Origin of the sequence: Bradyrhizobium sp. SZCCHNR1093, from assembly GCF_032381175.1 — a bacterium.
Taxonomy (GTDB): Bacteria; Pseudomonadota; Alphaproteobacteria; order Rhizobiales; family Xanthobacteraceae; genus Bradyrhizobium.
On sequence record NZ_JAUHJJ010000007.1, the window covers coordinates 1 to 11,668 of the forward strand.

The following is an 11,668-nucleotide window of genomic DNA, read 5'->3' on the forward strand; positions in this document are numbered from 1 at the left end:
ATCCTCCGAGGGCCGGATGGTTCGGAAATCCAATCCTAACCCTTCTTGACCACCCGCCGCCCCATAGGATCTGTGGTTCTCTCCCCGTGCTTTCTTTCGCACGGGGGCCACGGGTGCCAGTCGGCACCCGGCCTTCCCTGCGCCCTCTGTTTCGAAGGGGGCGGCTTCGATCAGCACAGCTCGGACAGATCCTGTCGCGAGGCCCCTGATGCTCGCGTGGTTGCTGGAAGCAGACCTTGCCTTACTCCGGCATCATCTCGCCGGAGCCGCCGAACTCGGCCGGGAAATCCTTCAGCTTCGGCAGGCCGTCCCTGATGGGCAGCACCGTTTCCGCGTAGTTGACGTGCACGCCGGGCGTGAACTTTAGCGTCGGAATCGTCGCGGCATAGACGTCGATCATGCCGAGCGGCGGGTGGTCGGTCATCAGATGTCCGCCACACTTGGTGCAGTACTTGCGGTAGCTCATGTCGGTCTTGTGGTAGGTGCCGATCGCATCGGCGCCCTTTGTCACCCGCACGCTCTGTGGCTTCCACAGGGTGAAGGCGTTGACCGGGCCGGCCGACCAGGACCGGCACGACGAACAATGGCAATAGCCCATTGCCTCCGGCTCGCCGTCGGCCTCGATCTCGACCGTGCCGCAGAAGCATTTGCCCTGATAGAGCGTCATGAGAGCGTTCTCCCTCGTGTGTGTTCTGGATGTTGGACCGGCATGCTGACACACCTGAACGTTGAAATGGAATCCTAGAATGCAGCTCGCTGCAGGGAACATCTGGTGCAGCGCAGCGGTCCTCGTCCGTGATCCGCGACACGAAATGTTGCGGCGGGGGATCAGACGCATGGCCCCATACCCGCAGGCCCGCTTGCTAGGGAACATCAGGTGCCGTTAGCTCTGGCGACAACAAGGATCGAGGGAGCCGACGCCACGATGGGACCGCTTGCGGGCATCAAGGTCATCGACATGACCACCGTGCTGATGGGGCCGTATGCTGCCCAGACGCTCGGCGACTACGGCGCAGATGTCATCAAGGTGGAATCGCCGGAAGGAGACGTCACCCGCAAGATCGGCCCCTGGCACCATCCCGGCATGGGCCCGGTGTTCCTCAACACCAACCGCAGCAAGCGCGTGATCTGCCTCGACCTCAAGAAGACGGCCGGCCGCGAGGCCGCGCTGCGCATGGTCAAGGATGCCGACGTGCTGCTCTACAACATCCGGCCGCAGGCGATGGCGCGGCTGAACCTCGGCTATGATGTCGTCTCCGCGCTCAATCCGCGGCTGATCTATGCCGGCGTGTTCGGCTTCGGCCAGGACGGTCCCTATGCGGCCAAGCCCGCCTATGACGACCTGATCCAGGGTGGGGCGGCGCTGTCGCACCTGATGGCGGTCGCCGGTGACGGCACCCCGCGCTATGTGCCGAATGCGCTGGTCGACCGCATCGTCGGCCTGACCGCGGTCGGCGCCATCTGCGCCAGCCTCGTGCATCGCGGCCGCACCGGGCGCGGCCAGCGCCTCGACGTGCCGATGTTCGAGACCATGTCGGCCTTCATCATGGGCGACCACATGGGCGGGCTGACCTACGAGCCGCCGCTCGACAAGGGCGGCTATGCGCGGCATTTGTCGCCCGACCGCCGGCCCTACAAGACCGCCGACGGCCATATCTGCGTGATCGTCTACAACGACAAGCAATGGGACGCATTCTTCACGGCGTCCGGCCGCACCGACCTGCGGGGCGATGACCGGTTCAACAGCTTTGCCCGGCGTGCCGCCAACATCGATTTCGTCTATGCCGAGCTCGCGCGCATCTTTCAGACGCGCACCACGGCCGAATGGACCGATCTGCTGGATGCCGCCGACGTGCCGGTCATGCCGATGCACGACCTCGAAAGCCTGCTGAACGATCCGCACCTCGTGGCAACCGATTTCTTTCCCGTGGTCGAACATCCGACCGAAGGCCCGATCCGCAGCACCCGCGTTTCCGCGACCTGGTCCGAGACCAAGGCCGAGCCGCAGCGTCTGGCGGCGCGGCCGAACGAGCATGGCGCGCAGATTTTGCGCGAGCTTGGTTTCTCGGACGAGGAGATCGATGCCATGATCCGCGACGGCGTGACGACGCCGGCGCCAGCCAGGGAGTGAGACGATGGATTTCGCGCTCTCCGCCAACCAGGAATCGATCCGCGACGCGGTGGCAAGAATCTGCGCTGATTTCGACGACGCCTACTGGCTGAAGAAGGACAAGGAGGGCGGCTTCCCCTTCGACTTCCACAAGGCGCTGGCAGATGCCGGCTGGCTCGGCATCTGCATCCCCGAGGAGTATGGCGGCTCCGGCCTCGGCATTCTCGATGCTGCGATCATGATGCGCAGCATCGCCGAATCCGGCGCCGGCATGTCCGGTGCCTCGGCGATCCACATGAACGTGTTCGGGCTCAATCCGGTCGTCGTGTTCGGGACCAAAGAGCAGTGCGCGCGGATGCTGCCGGGCATCGTCGATGGCAGCGAGAAGGCCTGCTTCGCGGTGACCGAGCCCAACACCGGCCTCAACACCACCCAGCTCAAGACCCGCGCCGTGCGCAAGGGCGACCGCTACATCGTCAACGGCCAGAAGGTGTGGATATCGACCGCGCAGGTCGCCGAGAAGATCCTGCTGCTGGCGCGCACGACGCCGCTAGAGGAGGTGAAGCGGCCGACCCATGGGCTCAGCCTGTTCTACACGGATTTCGATCGCAATCGGATCAAGGTCCACGAGATCGAGAAGATGGGCCGCAAGCCGGTCGACTCCAATGAGCTGTTCTTCGAGGATGTCGAGATTCCGGCCGAGGATCGCCTGGGCGAGGAGGGGCGCGGCTTCGACTACATTCTGCATGGGATGAACCCTGAGCGCATCCTGATTGCCGCCGAAGCCGTCGGGCTCGGTCATCTCGCGTTGGCACGCGCGAGCGCCTATGCGCGGACGCGCAACGTGTTCAATCGCCCGATCGGTCAGAACCAGGGCATCCAGCATCCCCTGGCGAAGAACTGGATGGAGCTGGAAGCCGCCTGGCTGATGGTGCTGCAGGCCGGCTGGCAATACGACCAGGGCATGGCGTGCGGCCCGGCGGCGAACGCCGCGAAATATCTCGCCGCAGAGGCCGGCTTCCACGCCTGCGAGCAGGCGGTGATGACCCATGGCGGCTTCGGCTACGCGCGCGAGTATCACGTCGAGCGTTACCTGCGCGAATCCCTGATCCCCCGCATCGCGCCGATCAGCCCGCAACTGATTTTGTCCTTCATCGCCGAGAAGGTCCTCGGCCTGCCGAAATCGTATTGAGATGAACTCTTGCTGAAATGATGAACCCAATCGCGATGGACGCACGCTGCCCGCATTCCCTCCCCCCTTGTGGGGGAGGGGCAGGGAGGGGGGGGACCCCACGACGACTCCTCGTGCGGCCACCCCCACCCCCGCCCCCTCCCCGCAAGGGGGAGGGGAGCGCAGCGGTGCTCTTGGTGCGCCAGATGACCTACGTCACCGGCACCGGTCTCACGCCGTTCGGCAAACACGACGGCCGCTCCTCGCTCGATCTCATGAGCCTGGCCGCGCAGCTCGCGCTCGACGATGCCGGGCTGAGGCGGCGCGACATCGACGGCATCCTGTGTGGCTATTCCACGGTGTCGCCGCACATCATGCTCGCGACCGTGTTCGCCGAGCATTTCGGCCTCACGCCGTCCTATGCTCACGCCGTCCAGGTCGGCGGCGCCACCGGGCTCGCGATGGTGATGCTGGCGCATCACCTGGTCGAGGCCGGCGTGGTCAAGCACATGCTCGTGGTCGCCGGCGAGAACCGCCTGACCGGGCAGAGCCGCGACGCCTCGATCCAGGCGCTGGCGCAAGTCGGCCATCCCGACTACGAGTTGCCGCTGGGGCCGACCATCCCTGCCTATTACGGCCTCGTCGCCTCGCGCTACATGCACGAATACGGCGTCACCGAGCATGACCTCGCCGAGTTCGCCGTGCTGATGCGCACGCATGCGCTGGATCATCCCGGCGCGCAGTTCCAAGAGCCGATCACGGTGGCCGACGTCATGGCATCGAAGCCGGTGGCGCGGCCGCTGAAGCTGCTCGACTGCTGTCCGGTCTCCGACGGCGGCGCCGCCATCATCATCAGCCGCGAGCCGACCGGAGCGACAGCGGTGCGCGTGCGCGGCTGCGCCCAGGCGCACACGCATCAGCACGTCACGGCGGCGCCGGCCCTGAGCGAGCTCGGCGCCGAAATCGCGATCAAAAAGGCCAAGGCGGCCGCAGGCATCGAGATCGCCGACGTCGACTACGCCGCGGTCTATGACAGCTTCACGATCACGCTGTGCATGCTGCTCGAAGACCTTGGGCTCGCCGGCCGCGGCGAGGCTGCGGCGCGGGTCAGGGCCGGGAATTTCAGCCGTGACGGCGCGGTGCCTCTCAACACCCATGGCGGACTCTTGAGCTATGGCCATTGCGGCGTCGGCGGCGCGATGGCGCATCTCAGCGAGGCACATCTGCAGATGACGGAGCGGGCGGGTCACCGTCAGGTGCGCGACGCCACGCTGACCTTGCTGCACGGCGATGGCGGCGTGCTGTCGTCGCATGTCAGCATGTTCTGGGAGCGGGTGCGATGAGCGAATCGGCCGACTGGACCAGGGGTGTTGCAGCGATTCGCTTTCAGCGCTGTGCGCGCTGCGCCCACCTGCAGTATTTCCGCCGCGACTTCTGCGCGGCTTGCGGCTCGCTTGCGCTCACCGATCACGCGGCGACGGGCGAAGGCACCATCTATGCGGCATCATTGGTCTGCCGTGCCGCGACGCCGGAGACGCGCGCGCATGTGCCCTACAACATCGTGCTGGTGGATATGCGCGAGGGCTTTCGCATGATGGCCCATGGCGACCACGAACTTGCGATCGGCGATTCGGTCGAAGCGCGCTTCGTCGCCTTTGCAGGCGGCACGGTGCCTTACTTCAGGAAGGCGAAATGACGATGGAGCGCCGCGCTATGACAGGACACGCCAAGCGCAGGCGGCCGAGGCGGGACGATACGCATGACAAATTCGTCCCGACCCGGATCGCCGCGCGATTGACGCAAAACTGTTACGCTACGCTCACCAACTCAAACGCAACTCTACTCGGTCGTTCGCGTGAGCAATCAAGCTCACATTCCTACCTACGGGCGATGAAGAAACTGCGACGCAGAACCTCCAGACAGCCCTTCATCGCCCGTAGAACAGGACGCTGGCGATGACGATCATGGACGTCACCGCCAGCATATGCGCGAGTGCCTCCGACGTTGCCCTCTTAGTGGCTTCCTTCATGCCGTTCCTCCCTGGACACTGGACACGACTCTCCGTGGCGCAAATACACACGCTACGTCGGCTGGAATTTTACTCGGAACACCCCACTTCGACGTTCGCTTCGCGAGTCCCCACTCGGCGTTCATCGACGGTTCAGAACATCGTCGGGTAATGCGGCGTGAATTGGGCTCGCTTATGGTTGTCCTGCGACCGAGTCCCGGTAACGTTTAGGCGAGCCCGTACAAATACGAGTGATGCGAATTATCGACCGAAAGCCGTTAGTTACTGTGGATTGCAACCTTGAGTAATTGTTTGCTTCGACCGCGTGCGACACTTCGATGACGGACTTCGACGCACTGAGATCAGTCTGCCGCAAGCAAATTGAGCCGCGCATTGGCGACAGTCAGACGCTCGGCCAACAGCTGCGCCAGATTGCGCATGATCCGCTCGCCGGCTTTCGGATGTCGCACGCGGAAACGTTCGAAATCCACTAGCGAGATCTCGAAAGCGGTGGCCGAGAAATCCGCGACGACGTCGGCGGAGCGCACGGGCTCCAGCAGTGCCATCTCGCCGAAGCATTGCCCTGCCGTCAGCGTCGCGAGCCGGATGCCGTCGGGCAGGGTGACGTGGACGACGCCGGAGCGCAGGAAGAACAACGAGGCCGCAGCATCGCCGGCCGCGAGGATGCGTTCGCCCTGCTGATAGTGCCGGATGATCGCCAGTGCCGCGAGCTCATGGCGCTCGTCCGCGGAGAGCCCCGCGAGCAGCGGCTGCTCGGCGAGCTCGGTGGTTTCGAGGAAATCGATGGCGCCGCCATAGCGATAGACGATCTGGTCCTCGGCCCATTCGATCGCGGTGTCGAGCAGGTAGAAGTCGCGCACGTTCTTGCTGTCGCCGGTACGGGCCGCGATCTCCTGCCATTCCGGCGAGCTGCGTCGGATGCCCGACAGCACGACGGTGACGTGGAAGTCGGCGAGCTCGTGAAACAGCTCGGAGAGCAGGCGCAGGCCTGCTTGTGTCATCGCGGTGACGCGGTGGAGGTCGACGATGACGAATTGCGGTCGCGTGCTCGCCGCAAGCTGGCGCGAGACGTAGTCGACGCTGGAAAGAGACAGCGTGCCGACCAGCTCGAGCACGCGCACCGCGTCGGGATGGGCGGAGAGGATGTTGCGCTCCTGAGCGCGGCGGCTGCGTCGCGACGGATTGGCGCCGATGTCGTAGTCGGCGATGATCGTGGTGCGCGCATCGTCGGAACGGTTCAGCATGTGCAGGCCGTAATGCGCCGACAGCGCCTCGCAGACCTTGATGCCGCGCACGCTGTTGCCGTGACCGTCGAGCCTGGGCGAATAGCTGCCGAGCCCGAGCCGTGCCGGCAGGCTTGCCAGGATGCCGCCGCCGACGCCGCTCTTGGCGGGAATGCCGACGCGGTAGATCCACTCGCCGGCGAAGTCATACATGCCCGACGAGGTCATCACCGACAGCGTGCGCGACACCGCATAGGGCGTCACCACCTGCTCGCCGGTGACCGGATTGACGCCACGATTGGCGAGCGTGGCCGCCATGATCGCGCAGTCGCGCGCTGTGACGAGCACGGCGCATTGCCTGAAGTAGACCGCGAGCACGTCGTCGACAGGCTCCCTGATGACGTCGGAAGTCCGCAGCAGATAGGCGATCGCGCGGTTGCGATCGCCGGTGGCGGCTTCCGATGCGAACACCGCGTCGTCGACATCGAGCTTGCGGCCGGCGAAGCGGCCGAGCGCATCGCGGATGGTCTCGAAGGCGTCGTCGTGCCGTGCCCTGCGGATCAGGCCGCTGCAGGCGATCGCGCCGGCATTGACCATCGGATTGAACGGGTGGTTCTCGGCATTGAGCCGGATCGAATTGAAGGGATCGCCGGACGGCTCGACGCCGATCACGCGTTCGACCTCGTCGGAGCCGAGCGTATCGAGCGCCAGCGCGAACACGAACGGTTTCGACATCGATTGAATCGTGAACGGCACGCGGCTGTCGCCGACCTCATAGACATGGCCGTCGAGCGTGGCGAGGCTGATGCCGAAATGCGCCGGGTCGGCTTTGCCGAGCTCGGGAATGTAGTTCGCGACCGCGCCGTCGTGGTCAGGCCAGAAGTCGGCATGGCAGGCCGACAGGAAGCGCTGCAGCGGCGGCATCGCGGCCGTCGCCCAATGCTGCGGATGTCGGATCGGCCTCGGGTGGGTGGTCATGGCAAGCTCGGCGGGAACAAGGTCTCGCGCCGGTTATGTCGCAGCTGCGACGGCGCAGCCAGCCCACACTTGTCGCAACGCTGGTCAAATGTTGCCGCTGCTCACCGATTGAGCGGGTTTGCGGGCGCGATGACCGCCCCGTGTTGCCATGCGCGGGGCCGATGCCGATCGAAAGCCAGCGCTGGGGTACCGCGCTTTGGAACCGGCGACGGTCGTCACGCCCGCATACCGCTGGCCGTTGTCTAAGGATGCCGAGTCTTGTGCCAACACGCTGAAGAATGGCGGCTTTTAGAGACGGTCTACTGTTGTGACGGCAAAACGGCTGGGTTAGCTTGTTCGATAAGCGGAATATCATTCCGCATGACGGAATTGGTGGGAAACGCATGGGACGACGGTCTGAGCGATTGAGCAGGAGCAGCATGCTGCCCGGAGATCTCGCCGGCGAGGGCGAGGTCATTCAGGTGGTGTCGCGGGCGTTCGACGTGCTTCGCTGTTTCGAGGGGCACGAGGCGCGGCTCGGCAATCTCGAAATCTCCAACCGCTGCGGCCTGCCGCGGTCGACGGTGTCGCGGCTGACGCACACGCTGACGCGCATGGGCCAGCTGGTCTACCTGCCGCGCGATCAGAAATACCGCATCGGCCCGAGCGCCGTGGCGATGAGCACGTCGATGACCCGAGGCTTGCAGTTGCGCAATCTGATCCGGCAGCGGCTGCAGGACGTCGCCGAGCAGTTGCCCGGCACCGTCGGCTTCGTCATTCCCGACCGCTTCCACCTCGTCTATCTGGAGTTCGGCCGCGCCGCGAATGCGCTCGGCCTGCATGAGACCACGGGCAGCCGCATCTCGATGGCCTCGACCGCGGCCGGTCATGCCTATGTCGCCGCGCTCGAGCCGGAGGTCGGCGATGCCTTGCTGGCCGAGATGGAGCGCGAGATGCCGGACGCGGCCAAGCTGCTGCGGCCACGCCTCGAGCACAACAGACAGTTTCTCAAGGAGCATGGCTACGTCGTAGCCTGCGGCCTGTGGAGTCCGCACATCAATGGCGTCGCGCTGCCGCTGTGGTCGCCGCAATACCAGACTTATGTCGTGCTCACGATCGGCCTGTTGTCGGCGATGTACGACGAGCAGCGGCTGCACGACGAGGTCGCCCAGCCGATGCGCGAGCTCGGCCGCAGCATCGCCGCGCTGCTGCAGGGCGCGGAAGCCGACGTCTTCAACAGCCGGATGGACAGAAAGCCGCTCCAGGTGAACGCGAAGACCAACCATAAGAACAAGACCATCACCGGGGCAGGGGGAACGAATGAGTTGGCAGCCGGAGCTCGAGGAACTGGCCCGGCGCGAGGCCTTCGCGCGGGAGATGGGCGGGCCTGACAAGGTCAAGCGTCAGCACGACCAGGGCCGCCTCACCGTTCGCGAGCGCATCGACGGCGTCGTCGATCCCGGCAGCTTCCACGAGATCGGCGCGGTCTCAGGGATCGGCGAGTATGACGAGCAGGGCGAGCTCACGCATGTGACGCCCGCCAATTGCGTGTTCGGGCGCGGCCGCATCGACGGCCGCACCGTCGTCGTGGTCGGGGATGACTTCACCGTGCGCGGCGGCTCGGCCGACGCATCGATCGCCGCCAAGCCGCTGATGGCGGAGGAGATGGCGCACGACTTCCGCCTGCCCATCATCCGCATCATCGAGGGCTCCGGCGGCGGCGGCTCGGTCAAGACGATCGAGACCAAGGGCGCGGCCAACCTGCCCGGCGGCATCGGCGGCAATCGCTGGTACCGCTACACGACCGAGAACATGTCGCTGGTGCCCGTGGTCGCGCTCGGCCTCGGCTCGGTCGCAGGGCTAGGCGCGGCGCGGCTCGCGGCGAGCCACTACTCGGTGATGACCAAGCAGTCGGCGATGTTCGTCGCCGGCCCGCCGGTCGTGAAGCGGCTGGGGCAGGACCTCGGCAAGATGGAGCTCGGTGGCGCCGACATCCAGACCCGCGCCGGCGGCGTCGATCATGCGGTGGACACCGAGGCGGAGGCGTTCGCCTGCGCGCGGCGCTTCCTGTCCTACCTGCCATCGTCGGTCTACGAGCTGCCGCCGACCTTGCCCTGCACCGATGACCCGCAGCGCGTCGACGAGCAGCTCATCAGCGCGGTGCCGCGGGATCGCCGGCGCGTCTACAAGATGCGGCCGATCATCGAGTCCGTCGTCGATAACGGCTCGTTCTTCGAGGTGACGCAGAACTATGGGCGTCCGATCATCATCGGCCTCGCGCGTCTCGAAGGCCGCGCGGTGATGGTGCTGGCGAGCGATCCCTATCATTATGGCGGCTCGTGGACCGCGGATGCCTGCCAGAAGGTGATCCGCTGGGTCGATTTCGCCGAGACCTTCCATCTGCCGATCGTCTACCTGATGGATTGCCCCGGCTTCATGGTCGGGCTCGAGGCGGAGAAGGCGGCGACCATCCGCCATGGCGTGCGCGCGATGGCCGCCGTCAATCAGTCGACGGTGCCGTGGTGCACGGTGATCGTGCGCAACAATTTCGGCGTCGCCGGTGTCGTGCATCAGCCAGCCGACCGGTTCTCGATCCGCTACGCCTGGCCGTCGGCCTATTGGGGCTCGCTGCCGCTCGAAGGCGGCATCGAGGCGGCCTATCGCGCCGAGATCGACGCCGCGCCCGACCCGAAAGCCAAGCTCAAGGAGATCGAGGATCGGCTGAACAAGCTGCGCTCGCCGTTCCGCTCGGCCGAGAAGTTCTGGGTCGAGGAGATCATCGACCCGCGCAAGACGCGCGCGCTGCTGTGCGAGTTTGCGCGCCTTGCCGAGCCGCTGCGCACGCCCGGGCCGCCCACGGCGATGACGACTCGGCCGTGAGCCGCTGATGTTAAGCCGCGGCGGGCTTCGCCTGCCGCGCGATCGCCAGCGCCAGGAGCGCGGCGACGATGCACAGTGCGCCCGCCGTGAAGAACGCCGGCAGGTAGCTCTGCAACAGAGTGCGCGACAGGCCGGCGCCGAACGCGGCGGTGCCGGCGCCGAGCTGATGTCCGGCGAACACCCAGCCGAACACCAGATTGGCCCGCTCGGCCCCAAACCGCTGCGCGGTCAGCCGCACCGTCGGCGGCACGGTGGCGATCCAGTCGAGGCCGTAGAACATCGCGAACAGCGACAGGCCATAGAAAGAGAAGTCGGTGAACGGAAGGAACAGCAACGAGAGCCCGCGCAAGCCGTAGTACCAGAACAACAGCCAGCGATTGTCATACCGGTCCGACAGCCACCCCGAGACGATCGTGCCGACGAAGTCGAACATGCCCATCGCGGCGAGCAGGCTCGCCGCCTGCACCTGCGGAATGCCGAAGTCGAGGCACATCGGGATCAGATGGACCTGGACGAGGCCGTTGGTCGAGGCGCCACAGATGAAGAAGGTCGCGAACAGCATCCAGAACACCGGTGCGCGCGCCGCATCGCGGAGGGTGCCGAGCGCGGCGGCGAGGATCGGTGTGGTGACGGGCGCGGGTGCGGCGATCGGGTCGGTGCCCTTGTCGCCGAAGGGACGCAGGCCGAGATCGCTCGGGCGATCGCGCATCAGCAGCAGCACGGCGGTGGCGGAAACGCCGAGCATGACGCAGATGAGCCCGAGCGCGACGCGCCAGCCGAGCCGCTCGGTGAGGCTGGCGAGCAGCGGCAGGAACACCAGCTGTCCGGTGGCGACGCTGGCGGTGAGGATGCCGACGACGAGGCCGCGGCGCGCGACGAACCAGCGCGTCGCGATGGTGGCGCCCAGCACCAGCGCGGTCATGCCGGTGCCGATGCCGATCACGACGCCCCACAGCAGCACGAGGTGCCAGACATGGGTCATCGCCAACGACGAAAGCAGCGCGGTCACGACGATCAACTGGGCCAAAAGCGTGATGTTGCGCAGACCGTAGCGGTTGAGCAGGGCGGCGGCGAAGGGGGCCATCAGCCCGAACAGCACGAAGCGGATCGACAGTGCCGAGGAGATCTCCGCGGTGCTCCAGCCGAACTCCTGCTGCAGCGGCACGATGAACACGCCGGGTGCTCCCACCGTGCCGGCCGATACCAGGGCCGTGAAGAACGTTACGGCCACCATGATCCAGCCATAGTGGATGTTGCGCCGTTCGAGTGCTGCCGCGAGCCGGTTCGAGATCATGTGC

At 66.0% G+C, this 11,668-nt stretch carries 9 protein-coding genes; 6 read left to right on the forward strand and 3 right to left on the reverse strand.

Annotated elements, in window-relative coordinates; all coding sequences use genetic code 11:
- Positions 1-241: 241 nt before the first annotated feature.
- Positions 242-667 (reverse strand): GFA family protein, encoded by a 426-nt coding sequence (locus tag QX070_RS21825; RefSeq protein ID WP_315739144.1) that lies wholly within the window; start codon positions 665-667, stop codon positions 242-244.
- A gap of 258 nt (positions 668-925) precedes the next feature.
- On the opposite strand from QX070_RS21825, the gene QX070_RS21830 reads away from it, so the two are divergent.
- The 4 genes from QX070_RS21830 (at position 926) to QX070_RS21845 (ending at position 4,977) form a co-directional block, all read left to right on the forward strand.
- Positions 926-2,131, forward strand: a complete 1,206-nt coding sequence (locus tag QX070_RS21830) for a CoA transferase (RefSeq protein WP_315739145.1) — start codon at positions 926-928, stop codon at positions 2,129-2,131.
- Between the two features lie 4 nt (positions 2,132-2,135).
- Positions 2,136-3,302, forward strand: coding sequence for an acyl-CoA dehydrogenase family protein (locus QX070_RS21835; protein WP_315739146.1), 1,167 nt, complete (start codon positions 2,136-2,138; stop codon positions 3,300-3,302).
- Positions 3,303-3,487: 185 nt separating this feature from the next.
- On the forward strand, positions 3,488-4,624 hold the full coding sequence (locus tag QX070_RS21840) for a thiolase family protein (RefSeq protein ID WP_315739147.1): 1,137 nt from the start codon (positions 3,488-3,490) through the stop codon (positions 4,622-4,624).
- A complete protein-coding gene (locus QX070_RS21845) occupies positions 4,621-4,977 on the forward strand; it encodes a Zn-ribbon domain-containing OB-fold protein (RefSeq protein ID WP_315739148.1) in 357 nt (118 codons plus the stop codon). Before QX070_RS21840 ends, QX070_RS21845 begins: the two co-directional genes overlap by 4 nt.
- A 674-nt stretch (positions 4,978-5,651) precedes the next feature.
- On the opposite strand, the gene glsA is transcribed toward QX070_RS21845, so the two are convergent.
- Positions 5,652-7,511, reverse strand: coding sequence for a glutaminase A (glsA, locus tag QX070_RS21850; RefSeq protein WP_315739149.1), 1,860 nt, complete (start codon positions 7,509-7,511; stop codon positions 5,652-5,654).
- 383 nt (positions 7,512-7,894) lie between these two features.
- Between glsA and QX070_RS21855 the strand changes: the two genes are divergently transcribed.
- Both QX070_RS21855 and QX070_RS21860 read left to right on the forward strand, forming a co-directional pair.
- On the forward strand, positions 7,895-8,881 hold the full coding sequence (locus tag QX070_RS21855) for an IclR family transcriptional regulator (protein ID WP_315739150.1): 987 nt from the start codon (positions 7,895-7,897) through the stop codon (positions 8,879-8,881).
- Positions 8,811-10,370, forward strand: a complete 1,560-nt coding sequence (locus tag QX070_RS21860; RefSeq protein ID WP_315739151.1) for an acyl-CoA carboxylase subunit beta — start codon at positions 8,811-8,813, stop codon at positions 10,368-10,370. Before QX070_RS21855 ends, QX070_RS21860 begins: the two co-directional genes overlap by 71 nt.
- A gap of 10 nt (positions 10,371-10,380) precedes the next feature.
- Here QX070_RS21860 and QX070_RS21865 read toward each other — a convergent pair whose 3' ends face one another.
- Positions 10,381-11,664 (reverse strand): MFS transporter, encoded by a 1,284-nt coding sequence (locus QX070_RS21865; RefSeq protein ID WP_315739152.1) that lies wholly within the window; start codon positions 11,662-11,664, stop codon positions 10,381-10,383.
- Positions 11,665-11,668 lie beyond the last annotated feature (4 nt).